The organism is Blautia sp. MSK20_18 (genome assembly GCF_020553125.1).
In the GTDB taxonomy this organism is placed as follows: Bacteria; Bacillota; Clostridia; order Lachnospirales; family Lachnospiraceae; genus Blautia_A; species Blautia_A fusiformis.
In genome coordinates this window covers 16816-43796 of record NZ_JAJCGR010000029.1, presented here as the reverse complement: position 1 = coordinate 43796, position 26981 = coordinate 16816, and the positions used below count along the sequence as shown (strand labels likewise).

21 protein-coding genes and 1 other annotated feature are annotated in these 26981 nt (G+C 44.6%); all 21 genes read right to left on the bottom strand.

Annotated elements, in window-relative coordinates:
- A partial coding sequence (locus LI091_RS14165) for a GTP-binding protein (protein ID WP_265191285.1) occupies positions 1–752 on the bottom strand: 752 nt, incomplete at its 3' end.
- A 210-nt stretch (positions 753–962) separates the two neighbouring features.
- Positions 963–1196, bottom strand: a complete 234-nt coding sequence (locus LI091_RS14160) for a hypothetical protein (RefSeq protein ID WP_044962326.1) — start codon at positions 1194–1196, stop codon at positions 963–965.
- Between the two features lie 136 nt (positions 1197–1332).
- Positions 1333–2445 (bottom strand): DUF3878 family protein, encoded by a 1113-nt coding sequence (locus LI091_RS14155; RefSeq protein ID WP_173759417.1) that lies wholly within the window; start codon positions 2443–2445, stop codon positions 1333–1335.
- Complete coding sequence (locus LI091_RS14150) at positions 2429–3361, bottom strand: GTP-binding protein (protein WP_265191284.1); 933 nt, start codon at positions 3359–3361, stop codon at positions 2429–2431. Before LI091_RS14150 ends, LI091_RS14155 begins: the two co-directional genes overlap by 17 nt.
- 225 nt (positions 3362–3586) lie before the next feature.
- Positions 3587–6919: a TRAP transporter large permease subunit gene (locus LI091_RS14145; protein WP_161215657.1), complete on the bottom strand. Its 3333-nt coding sequence runs from the start codon at positions 6917–6919 to the stop codon at positions 3587–3589.
- Positions 6920–7423 (bottom strand): TRAP transporter small permease, encoded by a 504-nt coding sequence (locus tag LI091_RS14140; protein ID WP_015525504.1) that lies wholly within the window; start codon positions 7421–7423, stop codon positions 6920–6922.
- Positions 7424–7508: 85 nt separating this feature from the next.
- Positions 7509–7755, bottom strand: a binding site (T-box leader).
- 85 nt (positions 7756–7840) lie between these two features.
- The gene (locus LI091_RS14135; protein ID WP_015525503.1) at positions 7841–9238 is read right to left on the bottom strand and encodes an alanine/glycine:cation symporter family protein; all 1398 of its coding nucleotides are present in this window, start codon (positions 9236–9238) and stop codon (positions 7841–7843) included.
- A 201-nt stretch (positions 9239–9439) separates the two neighbouring features.
- Positions 9440–10468: an alpha/beta fold hydrolase gene (locus LI091_RS14130; protein WP_265191283.1), complete on the bottom strand. Its 1029-nt coding sequence runs from the start codon at positions 10466–10468 to the stop codon at positions 9440–9442.
- Between the two features lie 212 nt (positions 10469–10680).
- Complete coding sequence (locus LI091_RS14125; RefSeq protein ID WP_161209224.1) at positions 10681–11217, bottom strand: nitroreductase family protein; 537 nt, start codon at positions 11215–11217, stop codon at positions 10681–10683.
- A 231-nt stretch (positions 11218–11448) separates the two neighbouring features.
- On the bottom strand, positions 11449–12381 hold the full coding sequence (locus tag LI091_RS14120) for a DMT family transporter (RefSeq protein WP_265191282.1): 933 nt from the start codon (positions 12379–12381) through the stop codon (positions 11449–11451).
- Between the two features lie 4 nt (positions 12382–12385).
- Positions 12386–13477 (bottom strand): hypothetical protein, encoded by a 1092-nt coding sequence (locus LI091_RS14115; RefSeq protein ID WP_244094776.1) that lies wholly within the window; start codon positions 13475–13477, stop codon positions 12386–12388.
- Complete coding sequence (locus LI091_RS14110; protein WP_195634971.1) at positions 13458–14192, bottom strand: class I SAM-dependent methyltransferase; 735 nt, start codon at positions 14190–14192, stop codon at positions 13458–13460. Before LI091_RS14110 ends, LI091_RS14115 begins: the two co-directional genes overlap by 20 nt.
- Positions 14193–14337: 145 nt before the next feature.
- Complete coding sequence (locus tag LI091_RS14105; RefSeq protein ID WP_265191281.1) at positions 14338–16311, bottom strand: bifunctional metallophosphatase/5'-nucleotidase; 1974 nt, start codon at positions 16309–16311, stop codon at positions 14338–14340.
- A gap of 37 nt (positions 16312–16348) precedes the next feature.
- Positions 16349–16762 (bottom strand): EamA family transporter, encoded by a 414-nt coding sequence (locus LI091_RS14100; RefSeq protein ID WP_173739379.1) that lies wholly within the window; start codon positions 16760–16762, stop codon positions 16349–16351.
- Positions 16763–16821: 59 nt separating this feature from the next.
- Complete coding sequence (locus tag LI091_RS14095; RefSeq protein WP_265191280.1) at positions 16822–18036, bottom strand: AI-2E family transporter; 1215 nt, start codon at positions 18034–18036, stop codon at positions 16822–16824.
- Between the two features lie 2 nt (positions 18037–18038).
- Positions 18039–20657 (bottom strand): cation-translocating P-type ATPase, encoded by a 2619-nt coding sequence (locus LI091_RS14090; protein WP_265191279.1) that lies wholly within the window; start codon positions 20655–20657, stop codon positions 18039–18041.
- A 373-nt stretch (positions 20658–21030) separates the two neighbouring features.
- Positions 21031–22566, bottom strand: coding sequence for an APC family permease (locus tag LI091_RS14085; RefSeq protein WP_265191278.1), 1536 nt, complete (start codon positions 22564–22566; stop codon positions 21031–21033).
- A gap of 27 nt (positions 22567–22593) precedes the next feature.
- Positions 22594–22926, bottom strand: a complete 333-nt coding sequence (locus LI091_RS14080) for a P-II family nitrogen regulator (protein ID WP_059086245.1) — start codon at positions 22924–22926, stop codon at positions 22594–22596.
- Positions 22927–23039: 113 nt separating this feature from the next.
- Positions 23040–24167, bottom strand: coding sequence for an iron-containing alcohol dehydrogenase family protein (locus LI091_RS14075; RefSeq protein WP_118368511.1), 1128 nt, complete (start codon positions 24165–24167; stop codon positions 23040–23042).
- Positions 24168–24185: 18 nt separating this feature from the next.
- Complete coding sequence (locus tag LI091_RS14070) at positions 24186–25523, bottom strand: aminotransferase class III-fold pyridoxal phosphate-dependent enzyme (protein WP_015525486.1); 1338 nt, start codon at positions 25521–25523, stop codon at positions 24186–24188.
- 241 nt (positions 25524–25764) lie between these two features.
- Positions 25765–26958, bottom strand: a complete 1194-nt coding sequence (locus LI091_RS14065) for a PucR family transcriptional regulator (RefSeq protein WP_265191277.1) — start codon at positions 26956–26958, stop codon at positions 25765–25767.
- Positions 26959–26981: the final 23 nt, after the last annotated feature.

Genomic DNA, 26981 nt, shown 5'->3' with positions numbered 1-26981 from the left:
TGATGCTCATGCTCTTCATGATCATGGCCACAGCCGCACTCTCCGTCGTGGTGATGGTGATGCTCATGCTCTTCATGATCATGGCCACAGCCACACTCTCCGTCGTGGTGATGATGATGCTCATGCTCCTCCTCAAGCATCTCCTGCTCCAGGGATACCGGATGCTCCATAACCTCTACCAGCTTCTTACCGTCAAGATTCTCGATCGGAGTTGTAATGATAGCAGCATCCTTATTCAGGCTGCGGAGAAGCTCCAGGGACTCCTGAACCTTTTTCTCACTTGCAATATCGGTACGGCTCATGATGATAGCACCTGCATACTGGATCTGATTATCAAAGAACTCACCGAAGTTCTTCATATACATTTTGCATTTTTTTGCATCAACAACAGTTGTATAGCTGTTCAGTTTAATGTCAACCTCGTCCTGAACACCCTGTACAGCCTTGATAACGTCAGAAAGCTTACCAACTCCTGACGGCTCGATCAGGATCCTGTCCGGATCATATTTGGTAACAACCTCTTTCAGAGAGGTTCCGAAATCTCCTACCAGAGAGCAGCAGATACATCCGGAGTTCATCTCACGGATCTGGATCCCTGCCTCTTTCAGGAAGCCGCCGTCAATACCGATCTCACCGAACTCGTTCTCGATCAGCACTACCTGCTCACCCTGAAATCCATCCTTCAGAAGTTTTTTGATCAGAGTTGTTTTTCCGGCGCCAAGGAAACCGGAGATAATATCAATTTTAACCATTTTGTATACACTCCTTTTAACGTAGTTTGACCAGGAAGTATTATACCCCCTGGTTGTATCCTGTTATGCTCATGATGACAGAGAAAAATACCTGTTTCTGTATCTGCTGTCATTATATCCATTTTACAAAACAGACATTCCTATTCTGCTTTATATTCAGATTAATAGAGGGATGTGAAAAGCTCACATCCCTGAAAATCGTTCTTCCTATCAGCCGTTGATCATAAAGCTCATAAGCTTGTCGATATCCTCTTTCTCTGCTGCAACGATCTCAAGCTCCGGGATCTCACCAGCGGAAAAGATGTTTGCAAGAGATACATACTGGGAAAGCTTGGATTTCAGGTTCAGTCTGTCTCCCTCTCCTGTTACAAGCTCTACTCTACCCTTGCAGCTGTCAATTACCTCAAAAAATTTATCAATATCTGTAATATGTGTTACTTTCATTTTAAAAATCTCCTTTCTTATTAAAGGGCTGTTCTTAACTCTTTCCGTTAGATTATACCCCAGTGTTTTTAAAAAAGCAATCCCTGCCGGGCAAAAACACTTCACAGATATTCTCTACGGATCTATATATATTTCGTCATATTTCTTCAATTTCAACGGTACAGTCTTTTCTTCCTTTGTTCCATTTCATGAGATAAACCTTAAATCCCAGAGAATCTCTGGCAATGGTAAACGGTTCTTCCCTGAGTACTTCGGATCCCATACCCTGCTCATTCAGCTCTGCCTGCTTTGTCCTGGCTTTTTCTGTAAGAACTCTAAGTTCTTCATCGGCTTCTTTTCCAAAAGAACGATTCCCATATCCGGATGAAGCTTCCCGCAGCTTTTCAGAAAGGCACATCGTTACCTGGATGTGTTTTGTGCGGTGAAGCATTCCTGCCAGTTTCCGTGCTACCCATTTAAACCGAAGTTTCCGGTAAATTTCAAGCCACCTGACAAAGGTACGGTCTCCTGCCTGCCTTGCGATCTCTCCCATTACCTCAAATGCCTTTTCCGAGGGAATCCACGGATTTTCCCTGGGAACAATATACTTTTCCGGAACAGCCGGATAACAGCAGTAATTCAATGGCGGAAATTCCACCAGTGCAGAAAGCTTCTCCTCCAGAGCGTTGCAGCTGTCCCCGCCTATATAATCATATTTGTCGCGGAGGATCGCCAACCGATATTCCAGCTGCCGTAAGTATTCATACCCTTCTACCCAGAAATGACCGATCCGGCTGTAATCGTAGAGATGTTTTTCCAGAGACAGGGTTTCAAAAAACAAAGTCACCACCGAATCATCCTGGTGAACCACAAGGATGTATTCTCTGCCCTGCCGGCTTAAATCTGCCAGGATCTCGCCCTCGTAATCCGGTTTGTATACACCTGTCATACGGGCATTTTCAAAAACAAGAAAGCTTTCTACCGCATCATTCATAAGATACACTAGACGGATTTCGCCGTTTTTTACATAAGAATCCACTCTGTACATATTGTCATCGGACTTTTCCGCAATTGCTTCCGAAAAAGCACTTTCTGAAGCTGCTTTCTGATCCTGCGGATCTTTCTCATCATTCACTGCCACCAGTTCAAACTGATCTTCTCCAAGCAGCTCTGCTAGCTTCTGAAAGGTATCTGGCAGCTCTTCAAAGGCCTTCTCTGAGACATATCTCTCCGGTGCTGTTTTTCCTGCAGTATTATTTCCAGTATCCATCAATTACCTCTTTATTCAGTTTCTCCCCAATAACGATCATGATCTCCTGTCCCAGCTTCGTTGGCCGGATGCAGATCTCATGGCGGGTAGCATTCAGCTCCAGCCACTGTCCATCTTCTTTTCTAAGAAAACCTTTTACGCGAAAAACATCTCCGCAGGATGGATCATTCAGGATCCTTTCTGCAGTTTCATGAAGTTCCTCCTCGCTTTTATGAACGTTCATAAAAAACAGAGAATCAAATCCGCCGCCTTCCGCATAAGATTCCTTCACATAAGCTTCTGACACATACCCACAATTCAGGATCTTTTCCAGGTCTGTGTCTGTGAGCTCATCCCAGTTTCCGGTGAGAATCTCACTGTCCAGACGGCGCCTGCACTGGATCTGGCCAAGTGCACGGTTGAGATGCTCTTTTGTGCTGCTGATCTCTTCCACCGTGGCTTCCTGGCTCCTGCTCAGTAATACATAGCCTGCATCTGCCACCTCGGAAGCCAGCAGATAATCCGCTTCCGCAGAAAGATCCTCTGCCAGCTTCGCATCCACAATGGCGATCACATTTCCGATCTCATACCATTTATCCAACGGTTCCTCATGGAGGGCGTCAAAGAACTCATCCACATCAAAGATTCCGGATGGTTCTACGATGACACGGTCGTAACCGCACATTCCCATGGCGATCAGCTTTGTCTTAAATCGCCGTCTGTGACAGTCCGCATCACAGCCCCCGGAAACCATCTCCAGCTCACAGTTGTCTCCCATCAGATCCTGAAGCAGCATCATATCCACATTCACTGCCCCGAAATCATTTTCCAGGATCCCGATGTTCATGCCTTTTTTCAGAAGATAGGAGGCATATTTTTTTATAAATGTTGTCTTTCCGGATCCGAGAAATCCGGTTATCAGATCGATCTTTATCATATTTCTTCCTTTACTTTATCAACTCTCCGGAGCATACAGTAAAATAAATGCGAATATATGCTTTACTTATGTTCCGGTCATATTTCAATAATCTCCTGCCCGACAAATGCCGGACTGCTATCAGTATATAATCTTTTTTCCGCAAAGAAAAGAGGCGGTCCTGAAAAATCCTCTCAGAACTGCCTCTTTCCGGCTATTTTATCTTTTTATAAACATATATGAAGATTACTTTGTAAACAGATCTACCAGATCCTGACCATCATTATAGCCCTGTTTTTTCAGTTCCTGAACAAACCAGTCATCTACACCGTCTACTGCTTTCTTAAAGGAATCGATATCCATGTCCTTTTTCTCTGTGAAGGTCACACCGTTTTTGTCTGCCCAGCGTGCTTTGATCTCATCATCACTGGAACGGTTGATGTAACGCTCATACTCAACAGCTTTCTGACCACACTCATCAACAACAGCCTGCTGCTCCGGTGTCAGCGCATCATAAATATCCTGGTTGATGCAGAAGAACAGGCAGTCATAGATTGCATCCCACATGGAGCAATATGGCTGTACCTCCTGTACACTGGCTGCATCGATGGCGGGCAACGGATTCTCCTCGCCCTCTACCGTATTCTGCTGAAGTGCTGTGTAGGTCTCGGACCAGTTCATATTTGTAGCATCTGCCCCCCATCTCTTATAACACTCCATAAGGAGATTAGAGCCGGCTACACGAACCTTCAGATTCTTCATATCATCTACAGATTTTACCTCATGCTTGCTGTTTGTCAACTCACGGAATCCGTTCTCTGCAATACCCATGCAGTGAAGTCCGTAGCCGTTAAGGATCTCCTTCAGCTTGTCTCCGGCCTCTCCGTCAAACTTCGCATCTGCATCATCATAGGAATCATAGATGAACGGCAGGGATACCACATTGAAGCGTGGATCAAATGCAGAATAGATCAGATTGGAATGCATGGAGATCTGTACCGGGTCTCCGTTCATCAATGCCTGGATTCCCTCGGACTGATTTCCGTTTGTCAGCTGATCCGCTGCGTAAATGTTAACCTTGACCTTTCCTCCGGTAGCCTTTTCCATGAGTTCACCGAACTTACGTCCTCCATCAGCCCAGGTACTTGTCTCCGTTGTGGAGCATGCAAAGTTCCAGGTTGTCTCAGGCCAGTTCAGATCACTGTAATCCTCCACGGTATCTACCGAATCCTCTGTAAACAGATCTACAAGATCCTGTGCATCGTCATAGCCTTCACTCTTAAGCTCCTTTACAAACCAGTCGTCGATTCCGTCTACTGCTTTCTTGAAGGAATCGATATCCATATCCTCTTTCTTTGTAAAGGTCACACCGTTGCTCTTCTCCCAGCGGCTCATGATCTCCTCGTCGCCGGAACGGTTGATATAACGCTCATACTCAACAGCCTTCTGGCCTGCCTCATCAACAACCTGCTGCTGTTCCGGTGTCAGGCTGTCATAGATATCCTGGTTGATACAGAAGAACAGACAATCATAGATTGCATCCCACATGGAGCAGTACGGCTGTACCTCCTGTACACTGGCTGCGTCGATCGCAGGCAACGGGTTCTCCTCACCCTCTACCGTATTCTGCTGAAGTGCTGTGTATGTCTCAGACCAGTTCATATTTGTGGCATCTGCCCCCCATCTCTTATAGCATTCCATAAGAAGGTTGGAACCGGCCACACGAACCTTCAGGTTCTTCATGTCGTCTACTGTTTTTACTTCATGCTTGCTGTTTGTCAGCTCACGGAAACCATTCTCTGCGATTCCCATACAATGAAGTCCGTACTCACCAAGGATCTCTTTCAGCTTTTCTCCGGCCTCACCGTCAAATTTTGCATCCGCGTCATCGTAGGAATCATAGATAAACGGCAGGGATACTACATTGAATCTCGGGTCAAATGCAGAGTAGATCAGATTGGAATGCATGGAGATCTGTACCGGGTCTCCGTTCATTAGTGCCTGGATTCCCTCGGACTGATTTCCGTTTGTCAGCTGATCTGCTGCGTAAATATTAACCTTGACTTTTCCGCCGGTTGCTTTTTCCATAAGCTCACCAAACTTACGTCCTCCGTCAGCCCAGGTACTTGTTTCAGTTGTAGAGCATGCAAAGTTCCATGTCATCTCCGGCCAGTCAAGATCACTGTAATCCGCGATGGTATTAAAGGAATCACTTCCGTCTCCGGAATCCTTGGAGCTCTGGCTTTCTGTGTCAGAAGACTGGTTTCCTGTATAGGAGCCCTCTTTTGCAAGAGCCTTCGGAAGAGCTGTGGAAACAGCCGGAATATAAGTGATGATCAGAAGAACTGCAACGGATGCAGCGATCATCGGCATAACTGCTCTGGAGATCTGCTGAAGAGTAACCTCCAGACCTTTTTTGATCTTGATACTAATGGCAACGAAAAGATTTACACCTACCGGAGGTGTTACCTGTCCGATCGCAAGGTTAACTGTTGCCATAACACCGAATGCTACCACATCATAGCCCAGAGCCTTACATACCGGAAGCATGATCGGTACAAAAATATACATTGCAGAGTTTGCATCAATGAAGCATCCTGCGATCAGGAAAATGATGTTTACGATCAGAAGGAAGGTAAACTGATTATGTGCAATGCCGGCAAGAAGCTCAGATGCCGCATTTGCAATACCAAACTTGGTACATACAAAAGAGAACAGGGAAGCACTCGCTACGATCAGCATGATTCCGCCAGTTGTCTTTGCAGAATCCACAAGAATGTCAAACAGATCTTTGAGCTTAACCTCACGGTAGATCACCATACCAACAAACAGACCGTAAACAACAGATACGGCTGCAGCCTCAGTTGGTGTAAAGATACCGCCGTAAATTCCTCCGAGGATGATAACCGGCATCAGGAATCCCCAGAATGCATCTTTAAATGTATCCCAGCGCTCTTTTGCGGAAGCTTTTTCACGGGATGGCTGAATGTTATGTTTCTTTGCCTCAATCATAACGATGATCACAAGAGCAACACCCATCAGAAGTCCCGGAACGATACCAGCCATAAACATATCTGCAATAGATACACCTGTGATGGAAGCGTATACAACGAATGCGATACTCGGCGGTATGACAATGGCGATGGAACTGGAGGTTGCCATCAATGCCGTGGAAAACGGTGCGGAAAAACCACCCTGCTCAACCATAGCCGGGATCAGAACTGCTCCAAGTGCCGCAACCGTTGCAGGACCGGAACCGGAGATTGCTCCGAAGAAGCAGGCTACGATAACACATACAATGGCGATACCGCCCTTTTTATGTCCTACGCAGGTATCTACGAAGTTGATCAGTCGTTTGGAAATACCGGCTTTTGCCATAATGTTTCCGGACAGAACAAAGAACGGGATAGCAAGAAGCAGGAATTTACTGATTCCGGAGTACATATTTGTAGCTACGATCGTCAGAGATGTACCGGAATAAAGGATGGCACATACAGATGACAGACCTAAGCAGATCGCAATGGGAAGTCCCAGGATCAGGAAAACAAAGAAGGAGATAAATAAGATTGCACTGATCATTTATTTGTCCTCCTTTTCATCATCTTTTTTCAGGCAGAAGTCCAGGCAGTACTCAATAAAATGAAGGATCATACAGCCTGCTCCGATCGGCACGAAGGACCAGAAGATCCACTCCGGCCAGTTCAATACGAAAGTTCTCTTGCCGTTTGCCAGCTGTGTAAGAACTTTGTCCATTCCATATTTAAATAAAATTGCGGAAAAAACAATGCTCAGGACCGTGATCAGGATCACAGATGGTTTTTCCAGTTTTTTCGGAAGACGGTCCGTAACCAGTGTCAGACTTACCAGTCCTCCTTTTTCACGGCAGGCAAGTGCTGCTGCCAAAAGTGTGATGAGAACAAACACCGCTACAACAAGCTCTTCTGTAAAAGACCATGAGCGATGGATGACCTTACGGGAAAATACATTTCCCACAGTCAGCACAAGGATCAGCAGTGTGGAAATGACCAGTACAATTTTTTCTACTGCTGCAAGTGCGTTCATGAGTTTTTTGTACACTTTCATACTCTTTCCCCTTTTGTATATTTTTCCGGTTTCAGATCCTTACCGCGTGGTTTAAAATGTTTTGGATAAAAAAAATCCGTCCCCTTTCAGGGACGGATATAAAATTCCGCAACCACCCTGTTTCTCCATTGAAACAAGCACGATTCTGCAACGTACCGGCATACGCGACTTCTGTAACGGGAAGCACCCGTGAAAACCTACTTACTTGTCTGAAACTTTCGGCTTTCCTTCTCAGGGATGATATTCAAGGCAGTTCCGACGCTGCATCACACCAGTCACAGCTCTCTGAAGACGGTTCCTCTGTCTTTACTGATTCCCTTCATGGAATTTACTTCTGTTATGTGTTAACTCTTTAATGAGTTAAACCAATTCTAACTCTGTTTGTTTTGATAGTCAAGCTTTTTTTCAAAAACTCCTTCAGGCGTTCTTTCCTTCTCCGGCGAAGTACTCCTTCACAAGCTTTACAACCACACCGGAAAGCAGGAACACTGCGATCAGGTTAGGGATCGCCATCAGACCGTTGAAGGTCTCTGCGATACTCCAGAGAAGTCCAAGGTCAACAGTTGCGCCGATGATCGCTACCAGAGAGTACAGTACCATAAAAGGTCTGATAGCTTTTTCCTTAAAAAGGAACTCCGCACATCTGGCTCCGTAAAGTCCCCATCCAATGATAGTGGAAAATGCGAAGCAGCACATGGCAACTGCTGTAAAGATGGAAACCCAGTTTCCGTATGTACTGGTAAAACCGCTGATGGTAAGCTCCGCTCCTGCTGCTGCGCCATAACCAACCGGCACCCCGCTGCAGAGGATGACAAGCGCTGTCAGCGTACAGATCACGATCGTGTCCGTGAATACCTCAAAGATCCCGAAAAATCCCTGTTTTACAGGTTTTCTGGTGTCTGCACAGGCATGTGCGATGGAACCGGTACCAAGACCTGCCTCGTTGGAAAAAATACCTCTGGAAACACCTTTTTTCATACTCATGAAAAAGCTTCCTACTACGCCGCCTGTCACAGATGCCGGATTAAATGCCCCTCTGATGATAGCGCTGAAAACACCTGGAACATTTTTCCAATTGATGATAACTACACCGACGGCAAGAATAATATAAAACAATGCCATAAACGGTACCAGCTTTTCTGTAACCTGGCCGATCCTTTTGATTCCGCCAAGCAGGATCATTGCCACAAGAATCGCAAGGATGATCCCCATAACAAGGTTTACCGTAGAAGTATTGTCTGCAGCGATCACATTGTAATTGATCAGTGCAGAATCAATAGCTGTTGTAATGGTATTAACCTGGGTTGCATTTCCGGTTCCGAAAACAGTAAGCACACCGAAAGCGGAAAACAGATACGCCAGCCAGTGCCAGTGTTTCTTAAGACCATTCTTAATGTAATACATTGGTCCTCCAACCAGATCTCCGTTGGCATTGGTTTCGCGGAAATGTACAGCGAGTGTAACCTCGGAAAACTTCGTACACATTCCAAGAAGTGCGGAAATCCACATCCAGAATACGGCTCCCGGTCCTCCGATGGCAATAGCACCTGCCACACCTGCAATATTTCCCGTTCCCACGGTAGCAGCTAACGCCGTACAAACAGCCTGAAACGGTGTCAGACTTCCATCGGAAGCTTCTCTTTTCCGAAGCATACGTCCGATAGTGACCCTGATGGCATAGGGAAATTTCCGAATCTGGAGAAAATTCGTGCGGATACTTAAATAAAGACCTACACCAATAATACAGATCATCGCAGGAACGCCCCAGATAAAATTGTTTACAGCAGCATTCACTGATTCAATAACAGATAACATTCTATAATCCTTCCCTTATTTAATTTTGTCTTTTTGGATTGTACGTTTGTCTGTACAAAAAGACGATTCGTTAGATTATATCACATTTTTTGTCGAATGTATAAGAGAAAAGCTTTATAATTTTACTATGATAAAGAAAGAAAGTGAATAAAAGCTGCCAATCCTGTTGTTAAATATGTGATATACCTGTAGTAAAAATACTTATCTGTGATCAATATCATTTTCCGTGTCGTCCAGGAATGTAAATATATATCCCCAGTATTTCTCCAGGATCTTACCTCTGCTTCCATAGATCTCATGCTTTGTTCCGATCATATGGATATAATCACAGCTTGTTTTTCCCTGGCGATTGATCTTTCCAGCAAAATTTTTCAGGGCACGGACAGACACCAGATCTTCAGTCTGGGCCTGGATGAGCAGCATTGGTGCCGTATATTTTTTCCATCCGTAGAGACGCAGATACCAGCTCATTTCCGCAGAAGCCCAGAGCCAGCCGTAGGATGGAGACCAGGTCTGGAGCTCCTTATGTTCTGCACGGAGATTTTTGTATCGCTCGTATCTTGGTTTTGATGTTGCGGAGCTTGTCTCAAAAGAACCGCTGCCATCGTAAGGCTTTCGGCCAGCTACATATTCCTCATCTTTTCCGAAAATGCATTTCTCCAGAGCTATGCCGGTGGCTGCCGGCCACGGAACATAATCTGTAAGAGGACGGATCATCGGAGAAGAAAGGATCACCTTGTGAAACCAGTCCGGCTCCCAGGCTGCAGCAATACCACCGATGGCACCACCCATGGAATGTGCATACAAGTTAAGTGACAGATCCGGATGTGCTTTCTTTATATAGCGGCATGCTTTCAGAAAATCGCGGATATATCTTCTCCATGTATCGATGTGGACCAGAGACGGGTCTGCGGTAAGACGATAGCTGCGGCCATGGCCGCAATGCTCCGGAATATATACATGATAGCCTTCCTTAAGAAAATAATAGGCCACTTCATCATATTTTACTGCTGATTCTGTGAATCCGTGGCTGATGACTACCACACCTTTAGGCATATCAATATCAGACAGATACTGCAGCATATGGATTTTACCTGTGATCCGTTTGCTTTCGTTACGAAACGGATAATCCGCACCCGGTACATAAAGTTCCCTTCTGTGAGACAGAAGATATGGCGTTACGATATTTTTCATGGTTTCTTCGTATTCATTTTCATGTATGATCTGCATATTGGTTAAAAACCTCCCTTGCTTTTACTGTATTGCTTTTTTGCTTCTCCCAAACTCTGCTTTTCAAAACCCTTCCATGTTGTCACAGCTGTTTTCTTACAGGATAACAGAATTCACTCCTCCAGACAATCCTTTTCAGACCATTTTGCTCTTTAATTTCCATTAAAAAATGCCCGAACATTTTGATATGTACCGGGCATTTCTTATATTATTTAATAAAATCTCACAATATCTTCCACATCTTTACGTTTCGGTCTTGCAGGCTCTTCGGCTGCTTTTCCGATGGCGATCACTGCCATTACCGTTTCTGTTTCCGGAATGGAAAGGATCTCACGGAGCTTGTCTCCGGCACGAAGTCCCATGATCAGGGTTCCATATCCAAGCTCCTTTGCCTTCAGGATCAGATTCTCGTTCTGAAGTCCCAGATCATAGCAGCCCCAGCCGTTTCCGAGTTCATTATCTGGTGTTCCGTCTTTCTGAAATCCGGCATGGTTATGTACAAAGGTTGTAACGATCAGGGAGGCATTCTCTGCTTTTGCCTGGTTCATTTCCGGCAGACATTCTCTGCTGACCTTCTCCACCATCTCTTCGGACATTACACAATAATATCTTCCGGTCTGGGAGTTTTTCCAGCTGGGTGCTTCCTGAGCGGCCCGGATCACTGCAAGAAGATCTTCTTTTGTGATCTTGCTCTCCGGGCTGTATTTACGGATGGTCCTTCTCTCTTCGATCAGTTTCTGAAATTCCATATTTTTCCTCCTTACTGTCCGGTGCCGGATCTGCTTCCGGATCCTGCAGTTATTCCGGCATGGATTTTTATGTTCACACTTTTTATGGAGCTATTTTAACACAATGCCGTATTGAAATCAATTTCAAAACTCCGGCATCGTTACTGTTCATTCTGCGACCATTACTGTTCACTCCGTTCTCAGCAACACGCTTCAAAAAATATTGCCTGGGAACAATAACTGCAATACCACTTATGAAGATTTTTTTTGATTTACCACATAAATTCCCACACAGACAAGAAACAGTGCGATGAGACTTCCCATATTAAATGCCTGACGTACCTCTCCCAGAACCAGTGCAGACAGGATCACACTGAACAAAGGATTTACAAAGCCAAAGATCGCTACCCTGGATACATCATTCCAGGCAAGCAGCACTGACCACAGTGTATAGGCCACTGCAGACACCATTGCCAGATAAAAGATGATCCCGATACCGGCGGCATTTACCACTCCGAAATGTCCTCCCATCCCTTTTCCGATCAGGAACAGAATGATCCCGCCCATGGTAAACTGCGTTCCGCTGAGTACCACCGGAGATACCTTTCTGGAAAAAATATTGATCAGCACCGTGGACATTCCGTAAGAAAACTGCGCGATCAGAATAAATCCTTCTCCTGTAAGCCTAAAACCTGCATCCAGAGAATTTCCCATGAGATTGATCACGACCACGCCGCCAAAACCGAGGATACAGCCGAGCATCTTTCGCCCGGTCATTTTTTCCTTGTGAAAAACAAGGCAGGACAGCAGGATCGCAATAAAATTCCCAAGACCTGTGATAATAGCGCCTTTTACACCGGAGGTATGTGCCACACCTATATAAAAGAAGAAATACTGACATACCGTCTGAGCCATACATACCGGCGCCGCATATTTCAGAACAGTTCGATCCGGAAGCAGAACCTTGCGCTCACGCAAAGATGCAAAGATCAGTACAAGGATTCCTGCCAGTGCAAAACGCACACCTGCAAAAACGATCTGACTTGCCGTATCTGCAGAATCCATCTGCATCAGACGGTATCCTGTCTTGATCAGCGGGATCGCACTCCCCCAGAGAAGACAGCAGACGCAGGCAAGCGCTGCCACCACCCAGGTTTTTTTTAATATTGTTTTTGTTTGTTCCATTTGTTTATTCTCTCTTTCTCAAAACTTCTTCCATCTGACTGATCACAGCTTTTATTTCATTTATTGCACTGATACTTACGTCCCGGAAATCAAGCTTTTTCACCTTTCCGTATAATTCCGCCTCATAAGCGCTGGCTTTCTCTTCATCTTTATCCTTGTATCGGGCTTTTCCGATCAGCCAGGCACTGGAATCCGCACAGTCCGGATATTCCGTATTTCCCCGGATCAGAAAATCCTCTGAAGCTTCCGTCAATGCTGTTTTCAGTTTTTCTGCTTTATCCAGAAATTCTTCCGTTGTCTGCGGATAATGTTCTTTTATATAGAGGAGATTTTTATGAATACAGGTGGCACTTTTTTCCATTAGTTTCCGTTCTTCCGGATCTTTGAAATTATCATATTCCCCAGGCCGGACTTCCCATCCGCGGATGGATTTGCTTAATTCCATCAGCCAGTATACATGACGGGAAATATCGTCCGGAAACATAAAATACGTAGAAAATTCATGATCGATCATAGGTGCAAGACTTATGATCCCGCCATCTTTATCACAGAGAAATGCTACATTTTCATAATGATAATTCTGGTCTCCCTTCAGGACAGAGATCAGTACCTGCATGGCAAGCTGTTCCGCCATTTCCCGATGCTCCTGCAAAAAATCAGCTTCAAAAATGTCTCTATAATCATAAAACATCTGGCAATAGTTTACATAATTATCTATATCTACCTTTTCATCCGGATATTTCCTGAAAAACTCCAGAAGATTCAAAAGGGATTCCCCTTCTTTATAGGCCATGGGAACTGCCGTTCCGTAGTCAAGATATTTTTCATTTACTGCCTCATACCCTTCACAGATGGCCAGTTCATACCTGGGCGCAGGCATGAAATATTCATTAATGATCGTTGACCAGAACACCTCTGCATAAGCATACAGTGGCGTGGAAAATGGTTTGGATTTCGTCAATGGCTTAAAAATCATATTTCCAGGAAATATGGGGAAATGTTTTTCCCCGCTTACCACGCCTACAGCTTCAGACTTAAGATTTCCGATTCGATTTTTGTATTGATAGTGTCTGACTTTATAATACATAGCAGTCATATCGTATTGCCTTCCCCTTCAATGTATAAGACGGCTCCCGGCCGGCAAGACATTCACTTTTCAGCGGACGCTTGACGATGATCTTATCCGGATTTGCTCTGATAGCTGCATCAAAAAGATCCTTTTCCCCGGAACACGGTGGTTCCAGCTTCTGGATCAATTGAAGTTTCTTGTTGATCAGGCTGGATTTCTGTCTTGCCGGAAACATGGGATCCAGATAGATCACGTCTACAGGATCAAGAAGCTTTGACATACCTTCTACACTGTTTCCCTCGATCACCTTCATACGACCGGCAATATCTTTCAGCTCCATATTTTTCTTGGCACGGCGAATGGCATCTTTAAGAAGGGCTGCGATCACTGGATTCTGCTCGTACAGCGTCACCTCATAGCCCTGGGCTGCCAGAAGAAAGGCATCCTCACCCATTCCTGCCGTAGCATCGATGGCCTTCCTTCCCTCCTTATCTGACTTCACCGCCTTCACCAGCATCTCATGCTGAAGTCTGCCTCTGGTAACTCTGTGAAGCATCGTCTCCACAAAATCCCCCTGATAGGTCAGCCCGAAACCGGACAGCGAAACGCCCCTGGAATCAAACCGCACCGTCAGAAAATCTCCCGGCTTATCCTGAAGCTGCGCTCCGGTCCTCCTGCAAAAGGCTTCCGCCATATCTCTCTGTCCGCCCTTTCCAAGACAGACTGCGATTTTATCATTCATTTCCCGATTCTCTCTTTCATGACTCTTTTTCATAAGCTCTTTCATTCTACAATTTTACAAAAGAAATTGCAATTCATCTCAATAAAAGCTGCCGCTTTGCGATCTATCAATCGCTAAAGCGACAGCTTTCTTCTCAGCCGTATATTTATTTTGAATTTCTCTTTCCTTTTCTGACTTTGATCCTGCGGATCATCCTTCGGATCAGAAATACCACAAGCACAATGATCACAATAAAGATCAGACAAATACCTGCGATCATTGCCGAAAACTTATTCGGCTGCTTCACCAGATCAATGATATTTCTGCTGTCCTCCACAACCTTACGTCCATGTGTCGTCTCATAATATTCCGGCACATTGGCAATTCCGTCGCCGTCTGTATCCTCAAAGGACTGCATATATCTTGCGATCGCATCCCAGGCCTTCAATTCTCTGTCACCCTCCATGATCGCCTGATCTTCCAGATTTTCAATGGGATTCCCATCCCTGTCCTTCGGTTCAAGAGACAACAGTCCATAGGACATTTTCATCACAGAACCAAGCATCTGGCCGGTATACAGATCTGTCACAACATGATACAGCTTGTCATCCTGGATCTCGATCCGCTCTCCGTCTGCCCTGGTGAGATAACAATCTGTCACCTTATTCAGGATCATCCGATGTGGATTGTATGCAAAATTCAATCCACTGCAATATAACCTTGCCGTTGTCATAAAATCCGATACAGAAGCGTCCACCTCCGCTGCCAGCTTCAGCTCTTTTCCGGTCAGGTATGCACTGATCAGCGGATATCCGGCAACACCGTCCTTTCCGATCCCTAGTGAAAAGGAATTAAAAACATCCTCTACTGTGATATCGCCCTTTGTGTATGTGTCCCGCACGGTTCCGCTTGGAACAACGGCAACATCAACCGGATCACCATCATAATACTCGGAATTTTCCACTGCATATATGTATGCATCGGACATGATATCACCAAGATTCAACTCTTCGTGCTTCGTGCCCATTTCTTCCAGACTGTTGAATTCAACATCATTTTCAGCAAGAACCTCTTCCCTTGTATAGCCGAAATCGGCAAGATAATTCTTATCCACCGTATCCATCAGGGCATCGATCTGTTCCTGTGTCGCCTGGTCCGGTTTTACATCCTCAGAAACAGGGATCAGCTCATAGGATGTCAGCTCCCACCGTCCGTCCTGCTTCTGTGTCATGGAAAGTGATCCCAGATTTCTTCCGTATTCGCCGCAGGATACGATATATGTGTTCCCATGCTGAATTGCCTCTTTCAGCTCTGAGTGCGTATGTCCGCTGATGATCAGATCGATATCCGGCACCTCTTTTGCAAGGATCTCATCCTCCGATTTGTTCTCATCCTCCCAGGTTCCTCCATGGGACACACAAGCGATCATATCCACTTTTTCATTTTTTCGGATCTCTTCTACCGTCTGTTTTACGGCCTCAACCGGATCCTTGAACTTTAATTCACAGGTCGGTGCACATTCCAGGGCATCCTTACCGAACACACCGACTACCGCAACCTTTACATCTCCTTTTTGAACTACTACATAATCCTTCACACCGTAGGCTTCAAATGCCGACCGGATCTGCTTCTGACCATCGCTTAATCCATCCTGCTCCATGCTGTCCCAGTCCACGTTGCACACTACCAGTGCCGGCACTGTCTCACCGGAAGCCTTCGCAGCCTCCAGCATATTTGCCAGTCCCTTTGAACGATAATCATATTCATGATTCCCCAGAGTCGTCACATCATACCCCAGATATCCCAGCATCCGAAGCTCTGCCGCCTCCGTTTCGTATACGGTCTGAATCAGGGTTCCCATGGAAAAATCGCCGCCATCCAGCACCAGGGTGTCCGGATCTTCCTGCTTCTTTTCATCGATCAGGGTTTTGATCCTTGCAAATCCGCCAACTTCTTTTTGCTCTCCATCTACGATGGTTGAAAAGCTGTTCAAATGCGAATGTGTATCATGGCTGAACAAAACATCGATCTGTTTTGCCTCGGCTGCTTCCACCGGGACATTCCATGCAAGAGGAAGCAGCAATGCAGCAATAAGCATGATCGCCAGCAGCTTTGCTGAAATTTTCTTTCGTGTTTTCATAACACTCTCCTTTTGTATATAGTTTTCTTATGCATTTTTACAAAACCATCAATAATGTTCCCACACCGATCAAAATACATCCCATCATCGATTTTGCTGTGAATTTCTCATGCAAAAAAACAAATGCCAGTACCAGTGTGATCACAACACTCAGCTTGTCTATCGGCACAACCTTCGATGCATTGCCTATCTGCAGAGCACGATAATAGCATAACCACGAAGCACCCGTTGCCAGACCTGAAAGGGTCAGAAACAGCCAGCTTTTTTTGCTGATCGCTGCGATCCCGCCCTGGGTATTTGTGAGGAAAACCATTCCCCACGCCATAACCAACACCACCATCGTTCGAATCGCTGTTGCAAGATTCGAATTAACACCGGCAATACCTATCTTGGCCAGTATGGAGGTCAACGCCGCAAATACAGCAGACAGCAAGGCAAACACAAACCACACAGTAACTCCCCCCTTAAATATAAGATTTTTCTTAACTATCCCAATACAAGTCCATCATATCATTTCCCCTCTGATATGTCACTATTTACAATTTCCTCCGCCGTATATTCCTCTATTTCTGTCTTTGTCACCTGTTTGATATGCTTTTTCTTCAGGCGCAGATATACGAATTCCCGAAAGATAGTATAGAACACGGAAAGCAGCGGAATGAAAACAAGCATACCTACAATTCCCATAAGGTTTCCGCCGATCGTAACTGCTGCAAGAACCCAGATCGACGGAAGTCCTACGGATTCACCCACAACATGAGGATAGATCAGATTTCCCTCGATCTGCTGCAGCACCAGAAATACTATAATAAATAAAATTGCCTGTTTCGGATTTACCATAAAGATCAGAAAGCTTCCCACCGCACACCCGATGAAGGCCCCGAAAATCGGAATCAATGCGGTAAACGCAATCAAAACTCCGATCAAAAGTGCATATGGCATCCTCAAAATACTCAGTATCACAACAAACATACAACCGAGGATCACAGCTTCCAAACACTGACCTGCAAGAAAATTTGCAAATGTCCGATAAGTCAGAGAACAGACTTTAAGAAAAGCATCTGCCTTTTTCTTTGGGAGAAAGGCAAAAAATACTTTTCGGATCTGCACATGCAGCTTCTCCTTCTGAAAAAGGACATAGCAGGCAAATGAAAAAGCAATAAAAAAGGTTGCCAATCCACTGACTATGGAACCCACTGCTGACATTGTAGTATTCATCATATTTCCTGCACCGTTTCCAAGAAGGCTTATCCCCCACTTGATCGCCTGATCCGGATTAAACTGTACCTGATCTACCAGCTTCATGATTTCCTGATTATTATGAGAAAATTCCCGGATCCAGCTTTGCATCTGCGGAATAAAATCAGTGATACTCATCATCAGAGTTCCCATTGTCCGCGTAAGCTGCGGGATCACACCAAACATCACCAGTACGATCACGCCAACCGCAAATACGATCGTAAGGAACAGACTTATCGGTCTTGCCAGTTTTGCACCTATCTTATTTTCTTTTTTTACCCTTCCAAAAATTTTCTTTTCCAAAAAGCTCATCGGCACGTTGGTCACAAATGCGATCGCTCCGCCAAGTACAAAAGGAAATGCGATCCCCCATATTTCTTTCAGCACATCGAGCACCACATCAAACTTCCACAGGGCGACCACAAGAAATGCTGTAAACACAATAAGCTCTCGGATTTTTTTTACAGATATTTTACTTATATCCACTATCATTCTCCTCTTTTTCTTAATTTCATGCGTATCCATTTAAGCAGCTGAATGATCGGAAGACTTGCAAACGCATACAGATATACACAGCCAAGCTGCATCAGATCCAACGTCTCTACTTTAAACAGGAGATGAAATCCTGGAACCGTCAGTACAACGGTAATGAGTACTGCCCCAAGTACAAATGCTCCCTGAAGCCATTTATTATTAAAGAAACGTTTTGTAAAGATAACCGGATGATCCGATTTGCAGTTGAATCCATGGAACAGACGTGCCAGACAAAGTGTTCCGAAGGCATAAGTACTGCCAAGCAGTGCACCATTCTGATGATATCCTGTCAAAAATCCGATCATCGTCATCATACCGATCACCAGTCCTTCCAGACCGATTTTACCAAGAAAATCCTTTGTCAGTATTGACTCGTCTGCTGATCTTGGTTTCTCATTCATCACCTCACTGCTGTGCGGCTCCACGCCTAATGCGATCGCCGGAAGGCTGTCTGTCAAAAGATTGATAAACAGCAGATGTACCGGTGCAAAAGGAACCGGAAGTCCTGCAAGGGATGCACAAAGAACTGCCAGGATCGCACCAAAGTTTCCTGACAGAAGAAACTGGATCGCATACTTGATATTCTGATATAAATTTCGTCCGTTTTCCACTGCTTTTACAATTGTTGCAAAATTATCATCTGTAAGCACCATTGCTGCGGCATCCTTTGCGACCTCGGTTCCGGTCACTCCCATTGCAACACCAATATCTGCCTGCTTCAATGCCGGAGCATCATTCACACCGTCTCCGGTCATTGCCACGATCATCCCCTTCTCCTGCCATGCACGGACAATACGGATCTTGTGCTCTGGTGACACTCTTGCATACACAGAAATATTCGGGACAAACTCCTTCAGCTGCTCATCACTCATATTTTCAATATCAGCACCCTCACAGGCCTCCGACAGATCGTGTAAAATTCCGATTCTCTTTGCAATTGCCGCTGCTGTGATCTTATGATCTCCCGTGATCATGACCGGCCGAATCCCCGCTTTTATACATTCTGCCACTGCAGCCTTTGATTCTTCCCTCGGCGGATCCATCATAGCGATCAGGCCAAGAAATACCAGATGTTTCTCATCTTCTGTCGTCAATACATGCTTCTCCGGAATTTCACGATAGGTAAATGCCAGTACCCGTAACCCTTCCATTGAAAATTCCTGATTCTGGCGCCGGATCTTTTCTTTATCTGCTTCTGTGATTTCCCGAACTCCGTCCTTTGTCCAGATCCTGTCTGTCAGCTCCAGAAGCCGGTCAACCGCACCTTTTACGATCATCCGGTTCTCATCATCAATTCTGTGAAGTGTTGACATCATCTTACGGTCACTGTCAAAGGGAAGCTCTCCTTCCCTTGGATAAAGCTTTCTTACACCAGCAGCCTCGATTCCGTACCGGCTGCCCAGATTGATCAATGCCGTTTCCGTCGGATCTCCGATCTCCACTCCATTTTCATTTGTTGAATCATTACATAAAATGCTGTAGTCCAAAAGACATCTCTGCGCCGGATCTGCTACATCAATTGCATCTGCTGTGATTCTTTTTCCATCAATATAATAATCTTCTACTGTCATTTTGTTCTGTGTGAGTGTTCCGGTCTTATCCGAACAGATAACAGATACGCTTCCAAGACCTTCTACAGCCTGAAGCTTACGAATGATCGCGTGCTCCTTTGCCATCTTCTGTGTTCCGAAAGAAAGGACGATCGTCACGATGGAGCTTAAAGCTTCCGGAATCGCTGCGACTGCAAGTGCTACTGCAAACATAAATGCACTGCTGATCTTCTCACCGCGGAATACACTGATCGCAAACAGAATTCCGCAAAATATCAGGATCAGAATGGAAAGCTTCTTTCCAAAATCATCCAGATTCACCTGAAGTGGCGTCTGTTTTTCCGAAGTCGATTTCAGAAGTCCCGCAATCTTTCCAACCTCTGTCTGCATTCCTACATTCGTTACAACCGCTCTGCCACGCCCATATGTGACAAAACTTCCGGAAAACAGCATATTTGTCCGATCACCAAGCGGTGCTTCTTCCAAAATAGTGTCCATACTCTTTTCAACCGCAAGGCTTTCCCCGGTAAGGGCACTTTCATCGACCTTAAGGCTTGCATTTTCAATCAATCTTCCATCGGCCGGGATCATATCACCTGCTTCAAGAAGGATCACATCTCCTACAACCAGTTCTCTTGCCGGGAGCTGTACCGCCACACCATCACGTAATACCTTTGCCTCCGGTCCGGAAAGCTTCTTTAAGCTCTGCAGGGACTGCTCAGCCTTTACTGTCTGCACAGTTCCCAAAATCGCATTGATCGTAATAACGATCACGATAACTGCTGCACTTTCCACATCTCCAAGCATACCGGATATCACTGCCGATGCGATCAGGATCAGCACCAGAAAATCCTTATACTGTTCAAAGAAGATCTGCAAAATACTTTTTTTCTTTCCTTCTGCAAGCTCATTCCATCCGCACTTCTCTCTGGACCGTCTGACCTGTTCATCGGTAAGCCCTGATTCCCTGCTTTCCACACGCTCGAGAACTTCTTCTGCTGTCTGCTGATAAATTTCTTTCATTACCTTTGCCTCCTTTTTTGCAAATATTCACCAACTGTAATTTTTTTATGCAATAAAGGATTTTTTTGATAAAAGGATATAAAAAAAGAAACCCTTATTGCACAACAAAAAATGCAATAAAAGTCTCACCATTTCCCTGCAGCGCCGGATGTTTCCACCGTACTGACGACACTGCAAACGCAGATTTCCAAACGTAGGTTACTCCCCTTTATCAGTTTTAATAGTATAACAGGATCGGTACCTCTGTCAAGATACTTTATAAATCACACCTTGCAAATATGATACTCCGGCAACAGAAAAACTCCCATTTTTTGAATGGAAGTTTTTCTGTTACCCTGAAAGTATTATAGGCCTGCAGCCGTTTTATTACCTTTTAAGATTTATTACTCTGATCAGCCACAATATTTCCCTGTACAACTCTTCCCTGATTTTTTCCTTTTCTCAGTCCTCGAACTACCTGCACATTTCCAAGAATCAGATAATCCATTTCCCTCTTAGTGATTTTCGCAAAATTTTTCTTTGAAACAAAATAGAAGGTAACTCCCATCAACACCCACACGATCAGTGCTGCAAAGGACTGTGGAGCCATGAATGCTGGAGAACCGGGCACGATCAGGAGCAGCAATATTACAACAGAGATCACACAGCCGCCCATTGCTACTGCCGGATGGATTTTATTTGTATCTGTATCATCGCCATATTTTTTCAGAAGAATATAAGCACCTGCACAGGTAAAGAAATATCCGAACGCAGTACCTACGGAACACATATCTACAACCCAGCCGATCACTTCTCTGCCGAAAAATGGGCAGATACAGCAGATGATCATGGTAAACCCAACACATATGGACGGAGTTTTATGCTCCGGATGAACCTTTTCAAAAGCTGACGGAAGCATTTTTGCTCTTGCCATACCAAATAAAAGACGGCTGGATGTCATAAAGAATCCGTTCATACCGGTAAAAATCCCCATACACACTGCCAGTGCCACAAAGCACACACCAACTTTTCCCATTGCAAGATCAAGAACTGCACCTGTATGCCATTTTACAAGAGTTCCATTCGCATCTGTCATAGTCAGAACCTGCTGCCAGGGAACAACACAATCTGTCACCAGTGCCATTGCACCATAGATCAAAGCACCTACGATCAATGCTGAAATGATCAGCATTTTGCACTTCTGTGGTGGAAAATCATATTCTTCTGCCGCCTGTGGAATACAGTCAAATCCTACATAAAGGAACGGAGCCAATGCCAGGATAGATACAAAACCGCTTCCAAGAGACTTGCCTTCGGCTCCGTATGCCGGCTGCAAGTTTGAAGCATCAAAATGTCCTGTTGCGATCACACCAATGACTGATACAACAACCGCTGCACACATGATAAGGACCATCGCAAGCTGAAGATTTCCTACAGATTTCGCACCTTTGTAATTCATGATCCCGAAAAGTATGATAAAGAACAGGGATAATCCGACTTCACCCATATATACATCATATCCTGCAATTGTATACAGGTAACCTCTGTTAAAGACTCCAGGAAAAATATAGGATGCCAATACCGGAAGTGCCGTTGCATTCAAAGCTACAATAGACAGATATCCAAGCGACAGCATCCATCCGCATATGTACGAAGCAGTTCTTCCAAAGCCTTTATATGCATAGGCAAATTCACCACCCGCTACCGGGAATTTTGCGATCATATAAGAATAGCTGTAGCCTACCACGATCATTAAAAGACCGCCTGCCAGAAATCCCAGATACAGCGGAAGCGGTCCACCTGCACGTTCTGTCCAGAGACCACCCTGTATAAAACATCCCCATCCAATGATGGAACCGACTGCAACTGCCCAGATCGAACCAGGTCCCATGGATTTTTTTAATTTTGTTCTTTTATTTCTTTCACCCATATATATCCTCCTGCTTCATCAATCATATCATTCATCATCTTCTCTGGTTTCTTCACTGATCGTATATGCCTCACTGATATCGGAAACAAAAATTTTTCCATCACCATAATGTCCATACTGCCCACTCTTTGCACTGTTAATGATAATATCTACAACCTCATCTTTCTCTTTGTCCCCAACAGTAATATACAGCATGTTTTTTGCCATTTCCTGATAAAGGACATCCCCTACCTGAATTCCTTTTTCCTTACCTCTTCCTGAAATTGCCCATTTTGAAAAAGCAAAATATCCTTCCTGCTCCAGTGCTTTGATAACGTCCATCACTTTCTCAGGTCTTACGATTGCTGTGATCAGTTTCATAATCCTTCATCTCCCATCCATAAATACAAAAAGAGCCCAGATACAAAAGTATCCGGACTCCATCGTCTCTCTCTATATTATCATTATTTTTTTCAATATTCAATCAAAATCTTTCACTTTCCGGCCAGATATCGATACATCTCATCCAGCATCTCGTCTGTGATCTCTACCGGATTGTTATAAAGGTTCGGGTGTCTGCTGATGCGAACCAGCTCCGCAATCTGATCATCATCAAGCTCCAGATCCTTCAGATCACACCGCAATCCCATTTTTTTCTTTAATTCAAGAACTGCATCCGCCATCTCTTCTGCATCTTTGAATCCAATCCTTCTGGCAAATTCCTCTACACGTTCACCACCTTCGCCTTTTGCATTGATTCTTATAAAATAATCCAGGGTCAGGCCACACGCCTCGCCATGCGGGATGTGATAAATATTGGTCAATGGAAATGAACACGCATGGGACGAAGTAGTTTTCGGTAAAGTAAACGCCAATCCTGCGATCAAAGATGCTTCGCACATTTTCTCCCTTGCTTCCTCATCATCGGGCTTCCTGTATGCTCTGTAAACATATTTAAATACCAGTTCTGCTGCATGCATCGCAAGTACATCACAGATCGGCTGATGACCTTTGCTCCAATAGCCTTCGATCGCATGGGAAAGAACATCAATTCCTGTTCCTGCCGTAACCTGCGGTGGCATTGTATAAGTAAGTTCCGGATCAATGATAGCTGCTGCCGGATAAAATCCCTCTGATACGATCGGCGCTTTTTTTCCATTTGCATGATCCGAAAGAACTGATACACAGGTCACTTCACTTCCTGTTCCTGCAGTCGTAGGAACTGCGATCAGTGGAAGATGTTTCTCCGGCATTGCTACTCCGGTTCCATGATACTTACGGATGGAATCCGAAGTCAGAGCTACACTGGCAGCTGCTTTGGCACAATCCATGGGACTGCCTCCACCCAGTGCTACCACAAATCCGATATTTTTCTGCCGGATCACTTCCGCACAGGCATCTACCTCTACAACGTCCGGGTTTGGAGAAACATCTCCAAAAGAAGCAACGATCATTCCTTCTGACTCTTTTATGACCTTTTCGGCAAGACCGCTTTTAAAGAAAAACGGTCCTGCCACCAGAAGGCCTCTTTCGCAGCCAAGCTCTCTGGCTATTTCTTTGATTTCTTTTACTCTGCCTTTGCCGAAATGAATTTTTACCGGCTGTAGATAATCCCAGTTCATAGGCTACCTCCTGCTTTATCAGTCACAAAATTTTTCATCGACCATTGTAAGCACTTCATCAAGGATCGGGAGATACTCTTCCAGCTCCTCTTTCGTGATGATCAGTGGCGGACAGATTTCAATAAAGTTCTCACGTCCGAAGGTTGCAAAGCCACGTTTCTTTAATTCTGCAAATATCCACGGCATTACCGGTCCGGGTACGCCGTATTCCTGCATCGGTTCTCTGGTTTCTTTATTCTTGACTACTTCAAGTGCACCGAACAAACCGATACATCTTGCTTCACCAATACATTTATGCTTCTTTACCATCTCATCCATAAACGGAGCAACGATCTCGTGCATCTCAGCTACATGGCCCTCGATGTCGTGTTCTTTATAATATTTCATTGCTGCTACACCAGCCGCACATGCAAGTGTATGTCCACTGTAAGTAAGTCCGCACTGAAGAACATTTTCCTCAAAATACTCCGCAACCTTTTTACTTACAATACATCCGCCCAGCTGTACATAACCACAGGTAACACCTTTTGCAAATGTAATGATATCCGGTTTCATGTCGAAATTCATAAATGCAAACATTTTTCCTGTACGGTAAAATCCTGCCATAACCTCATCACAGATCAGAAGGATTCCATATTTGTCACAAAGTGCACGAACACCTTCCATATATCCGTCTGGAGGAAGAATGACACCGTTTGCACCTACTATAGACTCCATCAGGATCGCTGCCACATTTCCGGGGCCTTCATATCTGAGCTGCAGATCCAGCGCATCCAGATATTTCTTCGTTACCTCTGCATCATCAACTCCTTTTGTATATCCGTCACGATACATCTGAGGGTTCATAAAGTGTACGAATCCATTTGCACCACCGATCTCTGCTGCATATCTTCTCCAGTCACCGGAAGCATTGGATGCTCCAAGTGTAGCTCCATGATAGCTTCTGTAGCAGGAAAAGATCTTGGTTCTTCCGGTTACCATACGTGCCATTTTTATAGCATTCTCATTGGATTCTGCTCCACCATTTGTGAAGAAAACTCTCTTGTATGTATCTGCTCCTGCTGCTTCTACAAGCATTTTTGCCAGCATGCTCTTAGGCTCGGATGCATATGCCGGTGCCATGAAGCACATCTTATCAGCCTGTTCCTTGATCGCTTCAACGATCTCCGGAAGCTCATGTCCGAGGTTGGAACACACCAGAAGTGAAGCCATATCTGCATATTTTTTTCCATCATAATCGTAAAAATAAATTCCCTCGGCTCTTTCTACCGGTAAAGTATCTGCTCCTGATCTTGCCCATGACTGCATCACATAATCTTTGTGCATCTGTGCTACTTCTTTTCCTGTTAAACTCATAATAACTTCCTCCTCTTTATCTGTAATTCAGTTTTAAATATTGTTCATTTTTGCGGTAAACAAACTTATTATTTGTTGTAGAATAAGAAAAGCGCCCGGCCCACATTCATTTGTGAACCAGACGCCTTTGTCTTATCTGAGTCATATATTACTCTCGACACTGGCTGTCTGCAATAGACATCTATCCAATTATTTTTGTGCTGCAGCACAATCGTTATTATTCTGCTGCCGCATTTTCCTTTTACATTTCATTCATCTGATATAACAGGAAACCCAGCCTCAGCTGAAAACGCACATCAAAATCAGAAAGATTTTTTCCAAGTATCTCAGCAACCTTTCCAAGCTTATAATTAATTGTATTTCGATGTACGATCAATTCCTGTGACGCACTTTTGACACTGCAGTCGTTAGCCAGGTAGCACTGAAGTACTCTGACCAGATCTGAGTGGTTCATCTCATCATATTCATACAATGGAGCTACTGTATCTGCCAGATATTCTTTTATTGCTTCCTTATCTGTAAGTGTGAGCAGTACCCTGTAAATCCCAAGATCTTTGTAAAAAATAATCTTTCCGCCATCTGTGCTTTGCTCGCCCGGAACCTGACAGACACATAATAGATCAGACATTTTTTCCGCAAACTGATAGCTCTTATAAATCTGCCTGATCCCGGAAATCCGCTTACTTACACTTACAAAAATCTGTTCCTTCTGACATACCATCCTGCATAGTATCTGAAAAATCCTCTCTGTAGTTTTTCTGCATGCTTCATCAGAATAATCACACAAAACCAGAAGAATCTGCTTATCCTGGGCACAACACAAAATCCCATTATAATTACAGCGGATATGACTGCTCAGTTTAGATAAAATCTGCTCTAGCCTTGTTCCTGTTACACGATCATTGTCTTCCAGAACACACACATTCACAACCGTATATGCACTGTCTGTAAAATACCCTTTTCTCATCAGTGCCGAAACATACAGTTCTTCCTGGGACGGACATAAAAAGGCATTGTTCAGTGCCGTCGCAACCTCAATTGCGTTCTGCTGCTCTTTTGTTATTGCAAAACATATGATCCGCATGATTTCAGCCATTCGAACCCTCCACGGTACTTCAAATACCGGGAATCCCTTTTCATTTGCAAAATCAATAACATCCTGTCCGATCTCACTGATATAAGGCCCTGTATTGATCACGATTCCACTGGCTTTGTTTCGCCATACTTCCTTTACCAGACGAAGAAGAGTTAGATTTTCATTCAATCCTAATCCAGTTGTAAAAGTAAGCTCCTGTCCCTGCAGAAATGCAGAAATCGTGTCGCTGTCTACCATATGCGTCCATGACACTTCATGATCCAGTCCTGTCTCACCTGCTACCAGCTTCATCTCCAGATGCTGTACCTGTTTTATGATCTCACGCAATGTTACTGCCATATTTATACACCTTTCTACACCGC